Annotated in this window: 19 protein-coding genes and 1 riboswitch; of the genes, 2 read left to right on the top strand and 17 right to left on the bottom strand. The window is 40.4% G+C overall.

The window, feature by feature from the left end; translation table 11 throughout:
* Nucleotides 1-578: 578 nt before the first annotated feature.
* From lysS to pth, 12 genes are all read right to left on the bottom strand, one after another.
* Nucleotides 579-2042 (bottom strand): lysine--tRNA ligase, encoded by a 1464-nt coding sequence (gene lysS, locus I6N95_RS23905; RefSeq protein WP_245249853.1) that lies wholly within the window; start codon nt 2040-2042, stop codon nt 579-581.
* Between the two features lie 198 nt (nt 2043-2240).
* Complete coding sequence (dusB, locus tag I6N95_RS23900; RefSeq protein WP_209532145.1) at nt 2241-3230, bottom strand: tRNA dihydrouridine synthase DusB; 990 nt, start codon at nt 3228-3230, stop codon at nt 2241-2243.
* A gap of 20 nt (nt 3231-3250) precedes the next feature.
* Nucleotides 3251-4132: an Hsp33 family molecular chaperone HslO gene (hslO, locus tag I6N95_RS23895; RefSeq protein ID WP_209532144.1), complete on the bottom strand. Its 882-nt coding sequence runs from the start codon at nt 4130-4132 to the stop codon at nt 3251-3253.
* A 203-nt stretch (nt 4133-4335) separates the two neighbouring features.
* Nucleotides 4336-6513, bottom strand: coding sequence for an ATP-dependent zinc metalloprotease FtsH (gene ftsH, locus I6N95_RS23890; protein ID WP_209532143.1), 2178 nt, complete (start codon nt 6511-6513; stop codon nt 4336-4338).
* A 70-nt stretch (nt 6514-6583) separates the two neighbouring features.
* Nucleotides 6584-7132: a hypoxanthine phosphoribosyltransferase gene (hpt, locus tag I6N95_RS23885; protein ID WP_209532142.1), complete on the bottom strand. Its 549-nt coding sequence runs from the start codon at nt 7130-7132 to the stop codon at nt 6584-6586.
* A 23-nt stretch (nt 7133-7155) separates the two neighbouring features.
* Nucleotides 7156-8583, bottom strand: coding sequence for a tRNA lysidine(34) synthetase TilS (gene tilS / locus I6N95_RS23880; protein ID WP_209532141.1), 1428 nt, complete (start codon nt 8581-8583; stop codon nt 7156-7158).
* A 70-nt stretch (nt 8584-8653) separates the two neighbouring features.
* Entirely contained in the window at nt 8654-9091 is a 438-nt protein-coding gene (locus I6N95_RS23875) for a S1 domain-containing RNA-binding protein (protein WP_209532140.1), read from the bottom strand.
* Nucleotides 9092-9155: 64 nt separating this feature from the next.
* Nucleotides 9156-9620, bottom strand: a complete 465-nt coding sequence (locus I6N95_RS23870) for an FtsB family cell division protein (RefSeq protein WP_209532139.1) — start codon at nt 9618-9620, stop codon at nt 9156-9158.
* Nucleotides 9621-9682: 62 nt separating this feature from the next.
* Complete coding sequence (locus I6N95_RS23865; protein ID WP_209532137.1) at nt 9683-9958, bottom strand: RNA-binding S4 domain-containing protein; 276 nt, start codon at nt 9956-9958, stop codon at nt 9683-9685.
* 46 nt (nt 9959-10004) lie between these two features.
* Nucleotides 10005-11582: a putative polysaccharide biosynthesis protein gene (locus tag I6N95_RS23860; protein WP_209532135.1), complete on the bottom strand. Its 1578-nt coding sequence runs from the start codon at nt 11580-11582 to the stop codon at nt 10005-10007.
* 28 nt (nt 11583-11610) lie between these two features.
* The gene (mfd, locus tag I6N95_RS23855) at nt 11611-15147 is read right to left on the bottom strand and encodes a transcription-repair coupling factor (protein ID WP_209532134.1); all 3537 of its coding nucleotides are present in this window, start codon (nt 15145-15147) and stop codon (nt 11611-11613) included.
* A gap of 18 nt (nt 15148-15165) precedes the next feature.
* Nucleotides 15166-15735 carry an aminoacyl-tRNA hydrolase gene (gene pth / locus I6N95_RS23850; RefSeq protein WP_209532131.1) on the bottom strand — a complete coding sequence of 190 codons (570 nt, stop codon included), beginning with the start codon at nt 15733-15735 and terminating at the stop codon, nt 15166-15168.
* Between the two features lie 332 nt (nt 15736-16067).
* On the opposite strand from pth, the gene I6N95_RS23845 reads away from it, so the two are divergent.
* Nucleotides 16068-17450: a L,D-transpeptidase family protein gene (locus I6N95_RS23845; protein ID WP_209532129.1), complete on the top strand. Its 1383-nt coding sequence runs from the start codon at nt 16068-16070 to the stop codon at nt 17448-17450.
* Nucleotides 17451-17501: 51 nt separating this feature from the next.
* On the opposite strand, the gene I6N95_RS23840 is transcribed toward I6N95_RS23845, so the two are convergent.
* From I6N95_RS23840 to I6N95_RS23820, 5 genes are all read right to left on the bottom strand, one after another.
* Nucleotides 17502-18023 (bottom strand): transcription repressor NadR, encoded by a 522-nt coding sequence (locus I6N95_RS23840; protein WP_209532127.1) that lies wholly within the window; start codon nt 18021-18023, stop codon nt 17502-17504.
* Between the two features lie 4 nt (nt 18024-18027).
* Entirely contained in the window at nt 18028-18294 is a 267-nt protein-coding gene (locus I6N95_RS23835; protein WP_209532125.1) for a chorismate mutase, read from the bottom strand.
* Between the two features lie 20 nt (nt 18295-18314).
* Complete coding sequence (locus I6N95_RS23830; protein ID WP_209532123.1) at nt 18315-19004, bottom strand: NAD-dependent protein deacylase; 690 nt, start codon at nt 19002-19004, stop codon at nt 18315-18317.
* Nucleotides 19005-19077: 73 nt separating this feature from the next.
* Nucleotides 19078-19824 carry a hypothetical protein gene (locus I6N95_RS23825; protein ID WP_209532121.1) on the bottom strand — a complete coding sequence of 249 codons (747 nt, stop codon included), beginning with the start codon at nt 19822-19824 and terminating at the stop codon, nt 19078-19080.
* A gap of 83 nt (nt 19825-19907) precedes the next feature.
* The gene (locus tag I6N95_RS23820) at nt 19908-20813 is read right to left on the bottom strand and encodes a GRP family sugar transporter (RefSeq protein ID WP_209532119.1); all 906 of its coding nucleotides are present in this window, start codon (nt 20811-20813) and stop codon (nt 19908-19910) included.
* A 189-nt stretch (nt 20814-21002) separates the two neighbouring features.
* Between I6N95_RS23820 and I6N95_RS23815 the strand changes: the two genes are divergently transcribed.
* Nucleotides 21003-21302, top strand: a complete 300-nt coding sequence (locus I6N95_RS23815) for a hypothetical protein (protein ID WP_209532110.1) — start codon at nt 21003-21005, stop codon at nt 21300-21302.
* A gap of 66 nt (nt 21303-21368) precedes the next feature.
* Nucleotides 21369-21544, top strand: a riboswitch (Lysine riboswitch).
* Nucleotides 21545-21554: the final 10 nt, after the last annotated feature.

The raw sequence follows: 21554 nt of genomic DNA, 5'->3' as shown, positions 1-21554 counted from the left end.
TTATTAGAATAACATGTTTAGTTGTCTTTGTCAACAACTTTTTTAATTATTTTTCAAAAGTTTTTTTCAGCTTGTTGAAGTGGTTTAGTTCTTCATCAGCAACTCAATTAGAATAACATAAGTTAGTTGACGTTGTCAACAACTTTTTTAAAATTATTTTTTTGAGTTACTCGCTCATTTGGAGAAAGTTACTTCTTCAAACGACAACTTAATTAGAATAACATAACGCTCTCTATCATGTCAATAACTTTTTCAAGAAAGTTTCACGTGCTTCTTTCAAAGCTGTCTTACATCTCAGCGACATGTAATAATATACCAAGTCTCGGCGGAAATTGCAACTATTATATTGAGTTTTTTCAGCTTTTTTTATTTAGCTTGATAAAGACGGTAAATATCAGATAATCATTCGCCTTTTAAACACTAAACTGTCCACTTCTCTCTATAATTATTCGCAATATAAACTAGCGTCCTACAAACGGATTAATGAGCTAAAATTAGCAACTAGGACAAGGCGCCTTTTTATAGTAATAAATAGCATGTTCCGATAAAAAAAGCCCGCTAAATTAGCGAGCTTTTTCTTAACGCATCGTTGGAAATAGTAAAACATCACGAATTGATTGCGAATTAGTCAGTAACATTACCAGTCGATCAATTCCAATACCCAATCCACCTGTTGGTGGCATACCGTACTCCAACGCTTCAATAAAGTCATTATCAATCCCATGAGCTTCATCGTTACCCAGATCACGTTCCCGATCTTGGGCTTCAAAACGTTCGCGTTGATCGATTGGATCATTTAACTCGGTAAAGGCGTTGCCGTATTCATTCCCGACAATAAAGACTTCAAAACGATCGGTAAAACGACCATCTTCAGGGTTTTTCTTCGATAAAGGAGAGACCGCTACGGGATGCCCGTAAATAAAGGTCGGTTGAATCAACGTTTCTTCGACAAACTCTTCAAAAAATTCGTTTACCACGTGCCCAAACTCCATGTGTTCTTCCACTTTAACATTGTGTTCTTTTGCAAGAGCGCGAGCTTCCTCATCTGTCATCTCTTGCCAGAAATCAACACCTGTTTGCGCCTTAATCGCATCAACCATGTGAAGACGTGTCCACTGACCACTTAAATCCACATCTGTTTCGCCATACTTAACAGATAGGCTACCGTTAACTTTCTCTGCCACATGCTTAATGATGCCTTCTGTTAAGTCCATCACATCGCGATAATCCGCATACGCTGTATAAACTTCCAACATCGTAAATTCAGGATTGTGAGTCGTATCGATTCCCTCGTTACGGAAAACACGGCCGATTTCATAGACTTTCTCCATGCCACCGACAATTAAACGTTTCAAGTGTAATTCTAAGGCAATTCGTAAATAAAGTTCGATATCCAAGGCATTATGATGGGTTATAAACGGACGGGCCGCTGCCCCACCTGCCATATTATGAAGAGTAGGTGTCTCAACTTCTAAATAATCATTATCATTTAGATAATTGCGAATCTCTTTAATAATTTGGCTGCGTTTAACAAACGTATCAAAGCTCTCCCGATTACTGATCAAATCTAAATAGCGCTGACGATAACGTTGCTCAACATTAGTTAGTCCATGATATTTATCTGGTAAAGGGCGGAGTGCCTTAGTTAAGAAGGTTAACGATGTAGGTTTGATGGTTAACTCACCCATATCTGTTTTCATGATATCACCCGTCACGCCGATAAAGTCTCCTAAATCAGCTTGTTTGAACAATTCATACTCTTCATCACCAATGGCATCTTTTCTAACATATATTTGAATCTGACCTTCACGATCTTGTAAATGGGCAAACCCCACTTTTCCTTTGCCACGCTTCGTCATCATTCTACCTGCGATCGTCGCAGTCAAATTCAAGTCATTTAACTCTTCCTTGGTCATTTCACCATAAGCATCGTGTAATTCCTTTGAATTATGGCTACGCTCAAATCTTTGGCCAAATGGATCCATCCCTGCAGTTTGCATAGCGGCCATTTTTTCTCTACGAACCAATAATTGGTCGTTCATTTCTTGTTGAGTATTATGTTCCTCAGTCACTCTATTTCCTCCGTCCTTTCAAAAGCTAAGTTCTTCTATCTATAATGCCACACTAAAAACAAAAAAGGCAAGGGAAATCTTCCCTTTCACCTTTTTTCTCATGTTTTTATAAATTTTTGCTGAAGATTGTCTAATTTACAACAAAACCATTCACTCACGTATCTTTTGTTAATTAGCAATGCTTCTAATTTCAGTGGTCTCTACAAATTCGTCTAAAAGAGCAATTATCTCAACTTGTTTAGTCGCTTGATTGATTGCCACCTTCGTTTTAGCTGCTCGTGAGATACCTTTTAAGTAATACGCAGCATGTTGACGAAATTCGCGAGTACCGATTACTTCGCCTTTTAACTCAACTAGTCTCTTTAAGTGAAGCTTAGCTGTTGCAATTTTTTCTCGTGCTGGGGGTTCAGGTAAAAGCTCACCTGTCTCTAGATAATGTTTGGTTTGATAGATCATCCACGGATTCCCCAAAGCGGCTCGTCCGATCATAACACCCTCACAACCAACTTCGTCAATCATTCGTCGGGCGTCCTCTGGTGTTCGAACATCACCATTCCCCATAAAAGGAATCGTCAAGCTTTTTTTTACTTGTCGCAATACGTCCCAATTGGCTTTACCTTCATACATTTGCACCCGTGTCCGTCCATGCATGGCTACCGCGGCCGCGCCTGCTTTTTCAGCCGCGAGAGCATTTTCTACGGCAAAGACGTGCTCGTCATCCCAGCCAATTCGCATCTTCACTGTTACAGGTATTTTCACCGCTGACGCCACTGCTTCAACCATTTCATAGACTTTGTTTGGGTCCAAAAGCCACTTAGCTCCCGCTTCATTCTTAATAACTTTATTAACAGGACATCCCATATTAATGTCAATTATTGCTGCCTTGGTGTTAGTCTCCACAAATTTGGCTGCTTCAACCAACGTTTCTTTACTCCCCCCCATGATCTGAACACTTAAAGGATGCTCTCTCTCATCGATATAAAGCATCTCCAAGGTCTTCTTATTCCTAAGTTGAATCCCTTTGTCACTGATCATCTCACAGACCACTAAACCTGCACCAAACTCTTTAACGGTTACCCGAAAAGCCGCATTGCTAATACCGGCCATCGGCGCAACCACAACTCTATTAGGAATCTCAATATCTCCTATTTTCCACAACGTGGTTTCCCCCTTATACCTTAACCAATTTCAACCAATAAGTCTGCTAAATCCGCCTCATCAAATTGATATTTATTTCCACAAAAATGGCAAACAGCTTCGGCGCCTTGATCTTCATCAATCATTTCTTGAATTTCTTTTCTGCCCAGAGAAATGATCCCTGAAGCAAATTTTTCTTTGGTACAGTCACAATGAAATTGTACAGGCATTTTTTCTAAAATTTTAACATTGTCTTGCCCTAATAAACGATACAGAATTTCTTCCGGCGTTTCACCTTGATCAATCAAACTTGATACCAGAGGCACTTCGGCGATTCGTCTTTCAATTTCTGAAATCGTTTCATCTGTTGCATCAGGCATTACTTGGATCATAAATCCGCCTGCCGCTTTAATTGACTCATCTTCAATATCAACTAGAACACTCAACCCGACCGCAGAAGGAACCTGTTCAGAGTTCGCCAAATAGTAGGTAAAATCTTCCCCTAATTCACCAGACACCAACGGAACTTGTCCTGAAAACGGCTCTTTTAATCCTAAATCTTTAATAACTGACAAACTGCCAACAGTCCCAACACCACCTCGAACATCAATCTTGCCTTGTTCATTCGCTGGTAAATTAACTTGGGGATTTTGTAAGTAACCTTTCACATTGCCGTGACCATCAGCCACAACAACAATTGACCCCACCGGCCCGTCGCCTTGAATTTTAACCGTGATTTTATCTTCGCCTTTATTCATGGCGCCTAACATTAAAGAACCTACCATCGTCCGGCCCAAAGCCGCCGATGCTGTCCGCCACGTATCATGACGGCGCTGTGCTTCTCCCACTGCTTTAGTGGCATTGACTGCAAAAGCCCTAATTTGACCATCAAAACATAATGCTTTTAATAAGTAATCTTCCATCTACATTCACCTAATTTTTCTGTTTTTTTCATCGACTCTATTATCTTAAACCCAAATCATTTTTTAGACAATTTTGCTGTTTGTTAGTGTATCAACATTTGCTCATTAATGCAAGAGCCAGTCCCTTCCATCAAGTCAGGCTAATGCCCCACTGTGCCCAAAAATAAAAGTGAGTTGCCGAAGCAACCCACTTAGTTTAACGCTTATTTGTAACGGTCTTCGAAGTTTTCTTTTTCGTATTCCGTTTTTGCTTCTTCAGTTGTTTGCTCATCACCTGATTCGGTAGATGTTGCCGGATCATCTTCAGAAGGGACTCGTGGTGTTACTGGTTCGTCAGTTGGTTTCACGGGTTCCTCAGTTTTTAAGACAGTCTCTTTCACTTCTTGCTTTTCTTCCGCTTGTTTCTTCGCTTCTTTTTCTTCTAAGGCTTTTTTGGCTTCCTCAAAAGTACCAGATTTTTCGCTCGGGAATTGATTAGCAATCACATCTGCCGGCATCACGCCTTCTTCAAAGAGCGATTTAATGCTACGAGCATCTAATGTTTCAAACTCTAATAGTTTTTCAGCAATTAATTTATGTTGGGCGCGGTGTTCTTCAATGATTTCACGGGCTTTTGCATGTGCGGCATTTAAGATACTGCGCACTTCTTCATCAATTTCATAAGCAACTTGCTCAGAATAAGCTTTTGTTTGGCCATAATCACGACCAACAAAGACTTGATGATTTCCTTCGTATTGGACAGGTCCAAGTTTTTCACTCATCCCGTATTCCGTTACCATACTACGGGCTAGACCTGTTGCTTGTTCAAAGTCATTGCTCGCGCCAGTTGATTTCACGCCAAAGATAATCTCTTCAGCGGTCCGTCCACCTAAAAGGCCCACGATCCGTTCAAATAGTTCTTCTTTAGTCATTAAGAAACGGTCTTCCTTCGGTAAGGCAATCATGTAACCGCCAGCACGTCCACGAGGGACAATCGTTACTTTATGGACGGTGTTAGCATCACTTAAGACTAACCCACAAATCGTATGACCCGCTTCATGGTATGCCACCATTTCACGTTCTTTCTTGCTGACAACACGATCTTTCTTAGCAGGACCGGCAATTACACGGTCTTGCGCTTCATCAATATCTGAGGCATCGACTTTTTTCTTATTGCGACGAGCTGCTACAAGAGCCGCTTCGTTTAAGACGTTTTCCAAATCAGCACCAGCAAAACCTGGTGTTTGTTGGGCAACGACTTTTAAATCAACGTCGGCTGCCAACGGTTTGTTTTTCGCATGGACTTTCAGAATCGCTTCACGACCCTTAACGTCTGGACGACCGACCAAAATTTGACGGTCAAAACGACCTGGACGTAGTAAAGCCGGATCCAAAACGTCAGAACGGTTAGTAGCAGCAATGACGATCACGCCTTCGTTTCCACTAAAACCATCCATCTCAACTAGTAATTGGTTCAAGGTTTGCTCACGCTCATCGTGGCCACCACCCATACCAGCACCACGTTGGCGACCTACAGCATCGATTTCATCGATAAAGATAATCGCTGGCGCTGTTTTCTTGGCTGTTTCAAATAAATCACGGACACGGCTCGCACCGACCCCAACAAACATTTCCACAAAGTCAGAACCTGAAATCGAGTAGAATGGTACACCTGCTTCACCGGCTACAGCTTTAGCAAGTAATGTTTTACCTGTTCCTGGAGGTCCCTCTAGTAAGACACCTGCGGGAATTCTCGCACCTAATTCAACGAAACGACGAGGGTCTTTTAAGAACTCCACCACTTCAACTAATTCTTGTTTCTCTTCTTCAGCACCTGCTACATCAGAGAAACGAACTTTATTGGCTTTTTTGTCTGCTTCTTTAGCTTTTGATTTACCAAAGTTCATGACACGGCCACCACCGCCGCCTTGTTGACCTTGTCCCATCATCATGTACATAAAGAAAATAATCACGATCAATGGTAGGAAAGAAAATAACATTGAAATCCAAACACCGTTATTTGACTGTTCCTTAATCGTTACTTTTGTTTCCGATGCTGATGCGTTCTTCGTAATCTCTGCTAAAGTGGCATCATTCGGTAAGACAATTGTCGTAAAACGATCGTTGGCTACATTACTTGAACCAAGAATCGACAAACCTTTGTCTTCAACTTTTGGTTTTTCATAGTACGTACCAGTAATCTTGTACGCGCCATTAGCTGGCTGAATTTCCATGTCTTTAATTTTTTCATTTTTTAACTGCTCAGAAAACGTTGAGTACGTTATATCTGAACCGGGGCTTTTCTTATCGCCAAAGAAAAAGAATACGACCATCGCCATTGCTAAAACTAACAATATATAATAGAGTGTATTCTTCATTCCCCCGTTTTTCTTTTTATTCATATAGGGCCTCCCTCTAGTAGCACAATCTTTTTGTGTCGCATATTTATTCTAACATACTTTTGAAATATTATTAGTTATTTGTCTCGTAAATCTCTGGTTTTAGTACACCAACAAAAGGCAGGTTACGATAGTTTTCCTTATAATCCAGACCAAAGCCTACCACAAACTCATTCGGTACATTAAAGCCAGAGTAATCTGGGTAAATGTCTACGACTCGCCCTTCTGGTTTGTCTAAGAGTGTGACAATCTTAACAGACTTAGCTTGACGATATTTAAATAACTCCACTAAGTACTTTAATGTTTGACCACTGTCAATGATATCTTCAACAATCAGCAAGTCACGACCTGCCACATTGGTATCCAGATCTTTGATTATTTTAACCTCACCTGAAGAAACTAACGCTTCTCCGTAGCTTGATACATCCATAAAATCCATCTCTAATTGCATGTCCATTTCACGAATCAAATCAGCCATAAAGGGAATCGCACCTTTTAAAATCCCGATAACGAGGGGGTTCTTGCCGGCATAATCCTTGGTGATTTGCTGACCTAATTCCTTCGTTTTAACGGCTATTTCTTCTCTTGAATACAATGATTTTTCAATGTCTTTCTCTAACATAAGAGTCTCCTTCCAGATCTTGCTTACTCCTTTAAAAAGTTTTGATGCCCGTCAGTCGAGCATGACTTTAAATAGATAAGCCTGTAATGTATTTTATCAGTTTCTTTCACAATACTCAAATAACTTTTCCTAATTGGCACAATCCAGATAATTTCTCCCAGCGAATCGCAAACTAACCACATTTGTTCACGCTTTTTTAGCGGGACTTTCGCATCAATAAAAATCCGATTAACTTTCTTGTGATTCCCCATTTGATTGTAGACAATCCGATCTCCCGGCCGAACATGGCGCACACTTAAAGACTGCTGGGCCAACGCCTTCCCAACAGGACACTCAAAAGCTTGCCAATCGCTCAGCTTATCAGGAATTTCAAGGGGTTGATCAACACGCTCAAAGCCTAACCATTCCTCTTGACTGAGGTACACCCCTTGACCAAGACGAATTTGCTGAACAGCCGCTGTTCTTGTTTTTGGCGACTCACGTAACGTCAAAGTAGCTTCTTGATAATTTTTTTCAAATCGCCAACCGGCAGCCAGATGAAGTTCCTGCGCACCAACATCACTATTTAGCATTGTCATCGCTTGCGTCAGCTGCCCCTCATTCACCGGTACGCCTTCTACAACTAAAGCTTTTTGCCACAGAGAAACTAATAACATATATTGTTGACTCTCAGATAAAGAACGAAAGGACCTTAAATCAATGAACCACTGATTATCGACAGTACGGATGACCTTTGGCCAAAGTTCGTTGACTTTAACTTCAATAATATCATTAGCATACGTGATTTGTTTGACGAAATTATGAATATGTTTTAAAAAGTTTGCGTTTTCGGCTTTAAATTGTGGGATAATGTGATTCCTAATCCTATTTCTAAAATAGGCATCTTCAAAATTACTGGCATCCTCAAAATAAACAATCTGATGAGCCCTCGCCCAAACCATCAAGTCCTCCTTAGCAAAAGACAATAGAGGACGATGAATAATCAGCCCATCTCGCTGGCTCGTCGGGCGAATGCCTACTAAATTTTGCAGTTGGCTACCATCGATTATTTTCATTAAGATCGTTTCAGCTTGATCGTCTCCGTGATGAGCGGTGACTAAACAATCAAATCTTTCTTCGGCGCATATCTTTGTAAAAAAATCATAGCGCGCTTGTCGAGCTTGGTTCTCTAAATTACCCTCAAGGGGCGCTTGCCATGTTTCAACATACAAAGGAATTCCGTTTGCCTGACAAAAAGTCTGCAAAAAAGCTGCTTCTTCCTGAGAAGCCGCCCTTAACTGATGATTGACATGAGCCACCGCAAAAAAAGGCTGTTCCTCAGCTGGCAAACTTAACAGTAAATGAAGCAAGACCATTGAATCGACGCCACCAGAAACCGCCAACAACAACCGATGATTTTTTCGCCAAAAAATCTCTCCCTTATTCAGTTCTCTAAATTTTCGAGCTAGCACAAAGGCGCTCTCCTTTCCAGTAAAATAACAATAGCCGAGACAATCGCCTCGGCATATAAGTTCAAATTATTTAGTTACGTCGTCCACCACGACCGCCACGTTTACCTTCAGTATTGCGTTTTAATGAAGTTAAACGATCGTCGCTATCTTTCAAAAACGAACTCATTAACGAATCAAAATCATCTTTTTTGTGAGCTGCTTGGACAACCGGTTTTTTATATTCTTTTCGCTGAGGGCGAGTAAATTCTTTTTTCGGTGCTCTTTCAGGCACTTCTTCGGAAACACGGCGAATGGACAAGCCAATCTTACCATCATTACCAACGGACATTACTTTCACTTCAACTGTTTCCCCTACTTTAAGTACATCGTTAATATCCTTAACATAGTTATTGGAAACTTCACTAATATGAACCAACCCTGTTTTTCCTTCACCTAAATCGATAAATGCTCCAAAATTTGTAATACCTGACACTTTACCAGAAATTTTTGCCCCTACTTCGATTGACATAAAAAAGTTGTTCCTCCTTAGTATTTTTAAACCTTTTTTATAAATAAAATTGCCTGTGAATCATTTACTCTTTTGACGATTGATTCGTCTCTGAGTTTGTTGAGTCATCGGCTTTTGTTTCTCCACGAGAATTGGGATTGATTTGAGGGATACTGAAAACCAGCTCTCCCTCTTTTGTGTAAAAGTATTTTTGGCGGGCCAACTTTTGTAAATAAGCTGGATCTTCCAATAATTTTACATCATACTCCAAGGATGCAACTCTGGTTGTAAGCTCCGCCTGAGTTGCTTCAGCAGTTGCTTTGGCCTTATTCAAATCATTGATACGTTGATAACTTCGCAACAAATTAAAGCCGCTCAACACAAAAATAACTAAAGCGACAGCGAAAATAACCGCTAATCGACGACGACGAAAAATAATTCGCTTTTGTTGTCTATTAAATTGTTTAATTTGCTCCTTAGTAAATTGATTGCCGATAGATGCGACATTCGATTCCTTTGGTGTCGGCTGTTCAATTTGTTTATCTTCCATATCAAAAACTCCATTCCTGGATTCTGTTTCATAGACATTATATCAATAAGGACAGTCATTGTCTAATCTAAATTTTCATAAGTCGTCTCTCTTGTTTCACTGACAATCTCATATAATTTCTGAGCATCATCTTTTTTCGTTGAATCTTTCAAATCTAACACTTTTACTTCGAGTGTCTTATTTCCAAATACAATTTTAACTAAATCGCCAATTTTAAGAGCTGTTGAGGATTTTGCGATTTGGCCATTAACTTGAATTCGCCCCTTATCTGCTACTTCTTTAGCAACTGTCCGCCGCTTAATAATCCGCGACACTTTCAAAAATTTATCTAAACGCACCTTTTGTTCCTCCTCATTTTAAGGCTTTCTCATTTTACATCGTTCCTTATTTCTTTAAGCGCAATAATTTCTTGCCCATGGGAATCATCAACCATTCACGCAAAGTGAAAAGACGGCTGCTAATTAGCAGCCATAAAAAAACACTGCCACCAAGCGCGACACCAACGAGTGCCCCCGCCATAAATAACGGGCGAGACTCGTTGGCAACTAACCAAGAATCAACTCCCCAACGATAAACGACTAACGTTACTACCATCATACCTAAACAAATCATTAATTTCCAGATAAACTGGGAATTGATGCCATACTTACTCATTTGCAAAGCGTTATAAACTAACACGAACAAACACGCACCTAAACCTAGCAACGTCGCCAAACTAGCGCCAACTGTCCCTAGATAGCTGGTCAATACTGGGCTGACAAGCACTTTGACGACACAACCTAATACCAGACCGTATAAAGCTGGTCGATAATAATTGCGACTTTGAAAAAGTGTTTGAAAAGCTAAAATTAGCGACATCAAAAAGATGGTTCCCATCAGAAGACTGAGAGAAAGAGTCTCTCGATCGTCGCCAAATAAACTGCTATTAACATAAGGCAATAACAACATGAGTCCTACACTGGCCCCACTGGCTATGACAATCGTCACCCGTAAAAAAGTACTGGCAGTCCGCTCGTAAAACACTTGCTTCTTTTCCATGTGATACTTAGTCAGCGTGGGTAAAAAAGACGTGGTCAGTGCAACGGCTATAACTAAACCAACTTGAACAAGAGGTTGACCACGGTCATAAATCCCTTTGGTTATCTTAGCTTCCATATTAGTCAGCCCAGACATAACCAATTGATTTTTAATCACAAAAGAATCGACTAATTGAAATAAGACCAGCAAAGAACTATAGCCGCATATCAAGCCCCCCTCAACTAAGAAGCGGCGAAAATACGATCGGGATTCCTTCCCTTGTTCAAGATGAATCCGCCCCTTTCCCAACAAGCCCTTATCGGGACGATACTGCCATAATATGATGAGGGCTCCTAAACCACCAACTAGAGCGCCAGCCATAGCCATTGTGCCAACCTGATAAATCGACCAGCCAATCTTTGTCAAAATAAAGGCGGCTCCTAGGATGACCCCCACACGCAAGAATTGCTCCAACAATTGCGAATAAGCCGTTGGCGCCATCATCAATTCACCTTGAAAGTAGCCTCGATAGCTCGTTAAAAACGGAGTTAACAAGAAAACAAAAGAGACCATTTTGATTAAAGGAGCCAGAGCTTTATCACCCATCCAACTGGCCAGTAAGTCGCCGCCAAAAAAAGTCACACCAAACATGATGGCTGATAAACCAAACACCAATGGGAAAATTTGACGCACAACGCTTAGTTTCTGCTGCTCCTCTTCTTGTTCTGCCACCAATTTCGATAAAAAGACTGGCAGCCCTGACAAAGACAAGGTCATGGCGATTCCATAAATAGGGTAAACCTGTTGATAGGCATAAAACCCCTCATCACCAACCATATTTTGAAACGGGACACGGTAAACGGCGCTCAAAATTTTAACCATAAAAGACGTAACGGTTAACAATAACGCACCACGCATGAGCCGTTGCTGACTTGCTTTCGCCATTTTTCCACCTACCATTTACAAGAAGGTTTTACGCCTCTTTTGATAATTCTTTACTTGTGTATTTTTCTTTTCTCAGCGCTGTCACAAACTGCGACAATTCCATTAACCACACCGCAGCACTCATTCCTTTAGGAATTGTCAATTGAATCCGCATTTGATCACCGTCTAACCCTAAGTCTGCCTCTAGCTTCGTCACCGCCAAGGTTTTAAACAATTGATCCACTTTATACGCATTGGTTCCAGCTACACTCAAGACGATACTGATTTTTTCTTTGTTGCGACGGATACTTTCTATTAAAGCAAAATCACCATTCATTTTAATCAAACCAATCGACAATAGATAGCCGACTTCGTCTGGATAAGGTCCGAAACGATCAAATAGGTCACTTTCCAACTCTTCATACATTTCCATGGTTTCTAATTGACGCACTCGTTTATAGATTTCAATTTTTTGACGTTCATCCGCAATGTATTCAGAGGGAATATAAGCATCAATTCCCACATCAATTTCCATGGAGGTTTTATAATCCTGAACTGTGTCCCCTTGCTTACGAGCCACAGCTTCACTTAACATTTGGGTATACATATCGAACCCGACGGAGTCGATAAAGCCATGTTGCTGAGCCCCTAACAAATTCCCCGCTCCGCGAATAGACAAGTCACGCATGGCAATTTTAAAACCTGAACCTAGCTCCGTAAAATCTTTAATCGCCTGAAGACGTTTCTCACTGACCTCATTTAAGATTTTTTGTGGTTCGTACATAAAATAAGCAAAGGCAACCCTGTTACTTCGGCCAACCCTTCCCCTTAATTGATACAGCTGAGACAAGCCCATATGATCAGCGTTTTCCACAAAAAGCGTGTTTACATTGGGAATGTCTACACCTGTTTCAATAATAGTTGTGGTAACCAAAACATCGTATTCTTTGTTGATAAAATCAAACAAGACGTTTTCTAATTGAATCTCCGTCATTTGCCCATGAGCAAAGGCGATTCGAGCATCTGGAACCAATTCCAATAGCTCGTCAACCTTCTGTTCAATAGTATCTACACGGTTGTATAAATAGAAGACTTGGCCTTCTCGAGCCATTTCTCGTTCAATTGCATCTCTCACGGCACCTGGATTTTTCTCCATGACATAAGTTTGCACCGGATAACGATTAGCCGGCGGCGTTTCAATGACTGACAAGTCTCGCACCCCTAGCATCGACATGTGCAACGTCCGTGGAATCGGCGTTGCCGTTAACGTTAGCACGTCCACTTGAGAACGAAGCTGTTTTAAACGTTCCTTATGTTTAACCCCAAAGCGCTGCTCCTCATCAATAATCAATAGCCCCAAGTCCTGGAATTCGATATCTTTTGACAAGATTCGGTGAGTCCCAACGACGATATCAATCTGTCCTTTACGCAAAGCATCAGTTGTCTCGTTCTGTTGTTTTTTCGTCCGAAAGCGACTCATTAATCCCACAGTCACAGGAAAACCAGCAAAACGCTCCAGCATGGTTTCATAATGCTGTTGGGCCAAAATAGTGGTCGGCACTAAAAACGCCACTTGTTTCCCATCTTGAACTGCTTTAAAGGCAGCCCGCAAGGCAACTTCCGTTTTCCCATACCCAACATCCCCTACCAAAAGACGATCCATCGGTTTAGTTTTTTCCATATCCCGTTTAATTTCCTGAATGCTGCGCAGCTGATCTTCGGTCTCGCTATAAGGAAATGCATCCTCAAACTCTTTTTGATAATCGTCATCTGGAGAAAAAGCATAACCTTTTTCGGCCTCACGCTCAGCGTATAATTGAATCAGATCATCGGCGATATCCTCAATCTTAGCCGTTACCTTATTGCGCGTTTTAGTCCACTCAGCTCCACCTAGTTTATTAATCTTCGGCGATTTTGATTCTGAAGCAACATATTTTTGAATCAAATTTAACTGAGTCACTGGAATAAACAGCTTGTCATTATTTTGGTAAACAATTGTCATATAGTCTTGGTGGACCCCATCCATTTGGAGGGTTTCCATACCGACGTACTTCCCAATTCCGTGGTTAATGTGAACCACATAGTCTCCTGGTTTTAATTCATTGTAGCTCTTCAAGCGTTCCGCATTAGAAATATTCTGCTTGCGAGCTCGTTTTTTCGCAACAGTTTGCAGAAGTTCACGTTCTGTAATAACCACTAACTTTTCTTCTGGCAATTCGAAACCTGACTGCAATTGCCCCACCGCAATTTGGACCTGACCCTCTAATAGCTTATCTGAGGTGGTAATCACCGCCGAGATATCATGGTCAATAAACATCTCTTCTGCTTTTTTACTTTTTTCCTCATTAGAAACAAGCACAATCACCGTTTCATTTTTCTTGCGCCAGCGCTCCATTTCGACTTTTAACAGCGGCATTTGACCAAAAAATTGCTGCATCGCTCTAAACTGAATGGTGTGAACACCTTGAAATTTTAAATTGCCCATGCCTTTTTGAAATAAAGAAAAATAACTAATGTGGCAAGCCGTTTTTTTCATAACATTTCGCAAGTCTGCTCCTAATGACTGATCAGGAAAAACACGCAATTCTTGCAGTTTCATAGTTAACCATTCGGCTTCTTCCAGCAACATTTCTTTCTCTGCCTCAAGCACTCGAGGGTAATCGTCGACGCAGATTAAATCATCCACCTCTAGATAATCAAGTAATGTGGTTTTATCGCCGTATAAAAAATCTAAATAATAGCGAGCATCTTCCGTAGGATTACCTGATTGCCACTCACCAATCAATGTCTCAAAATAGCTTCTTAAAAGTTCTTTATCCGTTTCTTCCTTGACCACTGCCAGGTGTTTAGTTAGAGCGGCTTGGAGGCGCTCAGCACCAACGACTAAGTCATTTTCCGATACAAAGACATCTGAAGCAGGGCTGATCGTCACTTCTTCAATTGTTTGAATTGATCGTTGAGTATCTGCTTCAAAATAACGAATTGAATCCACTTGGACGTCAAAGAAATCAATTCGCACAGGGTAGTCCGTTGTCAGCGGATAAATATCTAAAATGCTGCCACGCAAACTAAATTCCCCTGGTTTTCCGACCATCCCTTGACGTTCGTAGCCCATGAGAACTAACTGTTTCATTAATTGATCCACGTCAACTTCTGCATCTTTAACCAGTTTTCGTTCGAATTGTTGCCAATCCTTAGGAGAAGGTAAGTACTTTCTGACTCCTGCTACCGGCACAACGATAACACCTGGTTGCCCACTCGCCAAAAAAGATAGGGTTGTCACCCGCTCCGCTAAGGCTTCTGGTGAAGAAAAGGACATCTCAACTGACGTTACTTCATCTACTGGAAAAAGGTGAAGTTGTTCATCTGGAATTACATTTCGTAAATCATCCATTAAATTACTTGCTTGATACAAGTTAGGTGTCACAATGACGACTCGTTTTTGCTTATCTTGAAACAAACTCGCCATCACAAGCATCTTAGCAGATCCAGCTAATCCTGTTACTAATTGCTGTTTAGCCGTTGTTGTTTGATCCAACCACAAGCGAATTTTTTCTGAATTGATTATTTTTTCCATAATACTCATTGATAGTTATCCTACTTCCTATGTCTTCACATTAAATTGGTTCATCGTATCGATAAACGTGTGTCCTTCTGCCCAGTATAAACAGGCATCAGCTGCTTTCTTAACAGAAAATAGCATGTTTTCGTGTGTCTCTTTGGGAAACGTTCCCAGTACGTGGGAAATAACGTCTTGCCCAGGACGAGGCCGATCGATCCCGATTCTAATTCGGTTAAACTCATTTGTTCCTAAATGTTGAATCAGGCTCTTAATACCATTATGACCTCCTGCACCACCTTTTTGTCGCAAACGCAAACTACCGATTGGCAAATCCAAGTCATCATAAATGACAAGTACATCATCCCTATCAAGGTTATAATAATTCATTAAAGGCCCTACTGAACGGCCGGATTCATTCATAAAGGTAACAGGCTTCGCTAAAATAATCTTTTCGCTGCCGACAAAAAATTCGGCAATATCGGCCTCACACTGATGTTTAGTAAAAGATGCTCGTTCGCGGTGGGCTAATTCATCAATTGTTATAAAGCCAACGTTGTGTTTAGTTGCCATATATTTAGAGCCCGGATTACCTAATCCTACGATTAATTTCACTGATGATACCCCTCTCAGTTTCCTAGTTAATTTCTAGATTGTGTTAGAAAAACCCTTAAATTTTACTCATTAATACACAAAATAGCTGAGCGATGAGTTACTCATCGCCCAGTTTTCTTTCAATTATAACACATTAAAGCAAATCTTCATAAACAATTTACTTGCTTTCTTACAGGAAAGTTTTTATATTAATAGAGTAACACTTGTTCATTCTTAATATTTCCTTAAAATGGCTCTAATTATCCTAAAAACTGGGGTTTTTGAAATAAATGGGTCGCATTTTTCAGCTGATATGTTACAATATGATTACAAAACAGAAGAAGGAGCTTTTTATGAAAGCAAAGAAATGGATTTTTATCTTACTCGGTGTCCTCCTAGTACTTATAATCGGTCTATATATATATCAAGTTAATTTCTTTAAACAACATTATCTTCCACAATCGACAGCCAATGGCATTAACATCAGTCAAATGACTTACCAGGAAGCTGAAAAAGCATTAGCGGAACAAAGTGCCAAAGAAACCTTCGATATCCTTGACAATGGACAAGTCTGGAAACAGATTCCTACTAGTGAACTAGGCATGGAATACAACTATTCAAAAGACTTAAAACAAATAATGGACAAGCAAAACAACTACTTGTGGTTCATGAGCTACTTGAATAAAAATAAGCATGAACTAAAAGATACTTCCGTTAACGAAGAGAGCCTTAAAGCTTTCTCTGATTCCCTTGTTAATGAAATTGGCGAACTAAATAAAGGGCGAACCGCCTCTGCTAATGCCACTATCAAAAAAAATGAGCAAGGTTTCGAAATTGTGCCTGAGGTTCAAGGGAATAATATCGAAGTGGCTAAAGTCGTTGAAACTTTAAAAGAACGTCTAACAACAGGCAAAGAAAATTTAGAATTAGAAGAATTTATCGCCAAACCGGCAGTGACGTCTGATAATGCTGATCTTCAAAAGAACTTAGCCGAAGTCAGCCGGATTACTGATCAGCAAGTCAATTATATTATTAATGGTGAAAATGTTGCCATACCAAAAACTGAAATTGCCAATTGGATTAATTATGACCAGGCGAACAATCAAGTTGCTTTGGATAAAGAAAAAATCAGAGCCTATGTAGCAAATCTTGGAGCTCAATATAACACCAGTACCAATCCAACTAAATTCAAAAGCACTGCCCGTGGAGAAGTTTCGGTCCCTGCAGGTTCATATAGTTGGACGATACAAACCGACACTGAAACTGACACTTTATATGATGAGTTGCTAAAAGGAAACGGCGTTAACCGCTCACCGAGCGCTCAAGGCAGTGCCTCAATTAGCACGCCTCTAATTGGCAATACATATGTGGAAGTTGATTTGCAAAATCAACACATGTACTATTACCGTGACGGCAAGCTGTTTCTAGAAACAGATGTGGTCACAGGTAAACCCACTACGCCAACCCCTGCTGCAACGAACTATGTTTGGAAAAAAGAACGTAATTCTACCTTACGGGGTACCAATGATGACGGGTCTAAATATGCTGAGCCTGTGGATTACTGGATGCCGATTGATTGGACGGGTGTTGGTATTCATGACTCTCCTTGGCAACCAGCCTATGGTGGATCATTATGGCAAACAGTTGGCTCTCACGGCTGTGTCAATACACCACCTGACGTTGCAGCTAAGTTGTATGAAGCCATCGAAGTTGGCACACCGGTCTTAGTCTTTTAACTGGCCACTAAACACCCAAATAAGCTAACTTAACTCACTGGTTAAGTTAGCTTATTTTTCTTGATAAAGCAGACCGGCTTCCCCTAGAGCCTCTTTAATCGTCACAAAATGTGACTGATCACGACAGACCAACGTATGCAGATGAATGCCACCTGTTAAATCAAGTAGCAGGCGCGCATTCTTCTCTGCCACTCGGTCTATAAAAGCCGCAACATCTTCTTCTGTTTGAATATCCAAGTTTCCTGTTAATTCTCCGTAAAAAGGATGGTCCACTGACACATCTACTACCACGCCTCCAAGTCCCACAATCAGACTCAATTCCGTTTCCGTTTCCGCCAATTGATGCTGACACACTACTTGACCTCGATAACTGTCAGGATTTAGGGCTGTTTCCAACACATACCCTTTGGCCGTTGCTCGCACACCGAGCCCCGCCGCTCGAATCAAGGCCACATCTCCAACAATAATTTGACGACTGACGCCAAATTCTTTAGCAAAAGCCGACGCACTCAACGGCTTGCCTGCTTGGCTTAGACTTGCCACAATCAGTTCTCGTCTTTCTTCTCCTGTCATACTCTCACTTCCCATTAGTTTTCCTTTGATAGTTTTTAGATATAAGCAACATCGCTTGGTAAACTTCCACAATACTTTCTTCATACTGATCGTCTTTTACGTAATGACGAATTTTAGCCAAAAGCGCTTCTTCCCGTTGACCATCCAAAATAGCCAACTGATTCTCCGCCTTAATCCGTGCGACTTCCGTCACCACTGTCATTCGCTCCTCTAATAATGCGACAATTTGCTGATCCAACTGATCAATTTTTTCCCGTTGTTGACTTAACATACTCCGCCTCTTTTCTAGTGTTATAGTTCTTCAAAAAAATGAGTGGCGTCTTCTGTGATCATCAGGTAATCCCCGCTCAGAGAAAGAGCTTCATTATTCACAACGATCACTTGACTGCCTCGTTTAAAGCGCAATAAGTCGCTAAACGGGTAGACTTTAAAACTCGTTCCCACAATAACCAAAACTTCGGCTTTCGCCACTGCTTGAATCGCCGACTCAATAATATCACTATTTAAACTTTCTTCATACAAGACCACATTCGGTCGAATTCTACCACCACATTCACTGTGACAGTCGCTTTTCAAGTAATCAGTTACTGCCACTGATCGCCCACACTTCATACAATAACAATCATATAAGCTACCGTGAAAGTTAATCACCTGACTACCAGCTTTATCGTGAAGTTGATCAATATTTTGTGTCACAATCTTGATCCTTTGATGGCTTGCCAGTTCCGCCATTTTCTGATGAATCACATTCGGTTCTGCACTTGGATGATACAGTTGCTTAACAAACCCATAAAATTTTTGAGGTTCCTCCACTAAACAACTGTGGCTTAACAAATATTCAGGTTCTTCAAGCCCCTCATAAACGCCTCCCATTGAACGATAGTCAGGAATACCTGATGCGACCGAAACTCCCGCTCCTGTTAAAAAGGTTATGGACTGACTGCTCCTGATTAATTGAATTGCCTCTTCTCGCTGCCCCATCTTTCTCACCTCTATTCATTATATCATGTCAACGTGCACTTTTTTAAGGCATGCTCAACATAAGATGATCTACCTAATCAACATACCGGAAATTGGAACGCCCCCACAGCCATAAAGGTGTATGAACATCTATCGGATCATAGCCACTTCCCTGTAACAGTGCTTCCCACCGCACTGCAACAATCTGCTGGACATCACTACGATTAAATTCAGTCTCATTTATTAATCCTAGCCTTAGACTGGCTTGAATCACATGAGTATCTGGTGCAACTGAAATATGGTGTCGATCAACTAACTCAAGGTCTGTATATTCCGTCATGACATACAACCAATAATTCATAATTTTGTTACCAGACAAATAGGGGAAATCTTGCTTATGACTCAGCATATCAGCCTTAATTTCATTAACACTGTAATGATTTTTTTGGAAAAGCAATCGAACATCCCCCGCATATCGATCTTGAAACGTTGTGCATAATTTTCGCCAGATTAGGGGTTGTTTATTTGGTTGTAACGCCACCTGATACTTAATCAACTTATCCCTCAACGACTCCTCAGTCATCTCAATAACGCGTTGTGGCGTAAATATCTCTGAAACCTCGGGATTGTTAGCCGATCGGTTAGCACTTTCCCATAATTTATAAGAATTTCGCTGATAATTTAATGCCATTGGCAAGGTAAAATAGAGGTAATTCTCCTGACTATCCAAAGGATAACCAGGATTCTCGTCTTCAGGCATCTTCTCACCTCCGAGTTGCCCCTTTTTATAAGCCTCAATCACCTTCATAACATTTGCCAAAATCGTCTGCTCCTGAGCCATAGCTTCCCTCCTTTTGACACTATCCGTCCTTTAATAGTAACTCAAAAAAGCCCCTTCAAGCAACTATCGGTAACCGACTCGTCCTAACCGTCATAAAAGCCTAAAATAGCAATGGCGATCATGATCATTCCAATTATTAAATATTGTTTTGTTGTCAATTTTTCTTTAAGGAAAATTCGTGACAGAATGACAGACACGATACTATAAGAAGAAATCATCGGTGCCACTACAATGGCATTACTTGCAATTGCTCCTACATAGAAAAACTGACCTAAGGTTTCACAAAGCGCCGCTAAAGTACGATATTTTTCTTTTTTAATGGACATCCGCTCTTTTTTCATCGTTAAATAACTAAAAACCAAAATCCCCACCACTAGAAAAGTTAATTCATAACTAATTAAAGCCTGATCTTCCGACATGATTTGTTTCGTCTCCAAATAGTAGCCATCTAAAAACGTGCCTGCACCATCAATCACACAATATAAAATGGGGAAGATGATGGCAATTGCTCCCACTCGGTATTTTTTGTCGACGTGTTCCTTTGACTTAGCTAATTCTCGATCCATCTCTTGTTTTTCAAAATAGGAAAGAAAAAAAATACCTACTGAAATGAATCCTACTGCAATAAATTGAATAAATGCCATGCGACTACCTAAAATAAAAAAGGACATTAGAGCTGAAACGGCCCCAGAAGAATTACTAATTGGCGACGAAATTGATAATTCTATATAACGCAGACCAAAATAACCAATTGCCATCGATAAAATATACATCGCCGAAACAGGTAAATAAAGAACCATATTCACCCACTCAAACTGAATATTCTGATACACCATCATGTATAAAATAGCATGTAACCCCATAACGACACCAACCATGACCACTGTTTTTAGGGCGCTGTTGGAATCTGTTGGGTCGTTTCCCTTCTTATAAAACAAATCAGCTGTTCCCCAAGCTAACACCGTTACCAACGCTGGAATAAACCACATCTCTAACACCTACCTTTTCTTATATCTTACTAAAAATAACTTAGAATGCTGGAAAGGTCAATATTTGAAAGGTAACTCTCTCTAAAAAAACCATAGTTTGTGATAAAAAAAACAATTTTTTATCACTTTTCAATGACAAGCCATAGAGAAGATGCTAAAATAACAAGTGAGAAGAAAGAGGTGAAAAAAATGGTAGCATTTTTAATTTATTGGGCTAGTATTTTGGTAAGTATTGCGTGGATCGCCATCAGTACTGGTTTCTCTGTTTACTACTTAGCAAACAAAGAAAATGGAAATTTATGGGCATTCGCTTTATTTAATGTGTTGGCAGCAATTGTTTTAGCTATTGTTTTACTTGTTTATAAGACATGGGATTTCGGTATCACAACATACAGTTCATTGATGTATGCGTTAATCGCTGTTGAATTAGTTTTAGCTGTCATCAAAGCTGTTCTTGGCCGTGAACCAAAACTTGAAGCAGCAAAATAATTTCAAATAGATTTGACAGATTCACAAATGTACGTTAAAATTTGTAAAATTGAATAAGTGCCTCAGATATGAGGTAGAGGTCGCGATGATTAGGAATGACAGTCGAGTATGAGGATACAGAGACACTGTCAGGAGGGAAAGTCGCCGAAATATCCGTTAGCCTCACTAACGGGTGTTGGGACAACAGTTGATAGCTGTTGAACTGTCTTAGTTTGTAAAAACTAAGTTGCGCTATTCTTGTCTAAAGGCAAA

This window comes from Vagococcus allomyrinae (assembly GCF_017829975.1).
Classification (GTDB): domain Bacteria; phylum Bacillota; class Bacilli; order Lactobacillales; family Vagococcaceae; genus Vagococcus_D; species Vagococcus_D allomyrinae.
Note: the sequence above shows the minus strand (reverse complement) of the source record. Positions and strands in the feature narration are given on the sequence as shown.

Coding starts and splice junctions, on each gene's coding strand:
- lysS (WP_245249853.1), bottom strand. CDS start 2,042: ATGAACGACCAATTATTGGTTCGTAGAGAAAAAATGGCCGCTATGCAA.
- hslO (WP_209532144.1), bottom strand. CDS start 4,132: ATGGAAGATTACTTATTAAAAGCATTATGTTTTGATGGTCAAATTAGG.
- ftsH (WP_209532143.1), bottom strand. CDS start 6,513: ATGAATAAAAAGAAAAACGGGGGAATGAAGAATACACTCTATTATATA.
- hpt (WP_209532142.1), bottom strand. CDS start 7,132: ATGTTAGAGAAAGACATTGAAAAATCATTGTATTCAAGAGAAGAAATA.
- I6N95_RS23875 (WP_209532140.1), bottom strand. CDS start 9,091: ATGTCAATCGAAGTAGGGGCAAAAATTTCTGGTAAAGTGTCAGGTATT.
- I6N95_RS23870 (WP_209532139.1), bottom strand. CDS start 9,620: ATGGAAGATAAACAAATTGAACAGCCGACACCAAAGGAATCGAATGTC.
- I6N95_RS23860 (WP_209532135.1), bottom strand. CDS start 11,582: ATGGCGAAAGCAAGTCAGCAACGGCTCATGCGTGGTGCGTTATTGTTA.
- mfd (WP_209532134.1), bottom strand. CDS start 15,147: ATGAGTATTATGGAAAAAATAATCAATTCAGAAAAAATTCGCTTGTGG.
- I6N95_RS23845 (WP_209532129.1), top strand. CDS start 16,068: ATGAAAGCAAAGAAATGGATTTTTATCTTACTCGGTGTCCTCCTAGTA.
- I6N95_RS23840 (WP_209532127.1), bottom strand. CDS start 18,023: ATGACAGGAGAAGAAAGACGAGAACTGATTGTGGCAAGTCTAAGCCAA.
- I6N95_RS23835 (WP_209532125.1), bottom strand. CDS start 18,294: ATGTTAAGTCAACAACGGGAAAAAATTGATCAGTTGGATCAGCAAATT.
- I6N95_RS23830 (WP_209532123.1), bottom strand. CDS start 19,004: ATGGGGCAGCGAGAAGAGGCAATTCAATTAATCAGGAGCAGTCAGTCC.
- I6N95_RS23825 (WP_209532121.1), bottom strand. CDS start 19,824: ATGGCTCAGGAGCAGACGATTTTGGCAAATGTTATGAAGGTGATTGAG.
- I6N95_RS23820 (WP_209532119.1), bottom strand. CDS start 20,813: ATGTGGTTTATTCCAGCGTTGGTAACGGTGTTAGCTTGGGGAACAGCT.
- I6N95_RS23815 (WP_209532110.1), top strand. CDS start 21,003: ATGGTAGCATTTTTAATTTATTGGGCTAGTATTTTGGTAAGTATTGCG.